The sequence below is a fragment of the Ligilactobacillus salitolerans genome, assembly GCF_003864415.1.
Lineage (GTDB): Bacteria > Bacillota > Bacilli > Lactobacillales > Lactobacillaceae > Ligilactobacillus > Ligilactobacillus salitolerans.
This window is the reverse complement of sequence record NZ_BFFP01000127.1, coordinates 1-348: the sequence shown is the minus strand read 5'-3', so window position 1 is coordinate 348 and position 348 is coordinate 1. Positions and strand designations below refer to the sequence as shown.

1 pseudogene is annotated in these 348 nt (G+C 45.1%); it reads left to right on the top strand.

The features are described 5' to 3' along the window. Positions 1-348 (top strand): annotated as a pseudogene (locus LFYK43_RS12665) (ISLre2-like element ISLca4 family transposase); the annotation flags it as partial.

Sequence of the window (348 nt, the reverse complement as noted above, 5' to 3'; positions counted from 1 at the left end):
TTCTGGCAAGCAGACATGTACCTGCACGCCCACTACGACTTGCGAGAAACGGTCGTTATTACTAACTCTGATAACGGCAGTGGTTATACTGCGGACAAGTTTGAACGTTTCGGGAGTGGTGCTAAACAATGGATCCATCAGCTAGATCATTTTCATGTCCGTCGCAAGCTGGAGGAGCGCTTAAGTCAATCACATCCAGAACTGATTCAAAAGCTACTGCGGGCAGTCTTTCGTGATTACAGCTTGAAGGATGTTGAATTAGTTTTAACCACGGTCGACAGCCAATTGAGTACTGATCCCAGTGGAAATTATTTAGCGCGAGTTGAGATCAATAAATTAGCGGAGTAT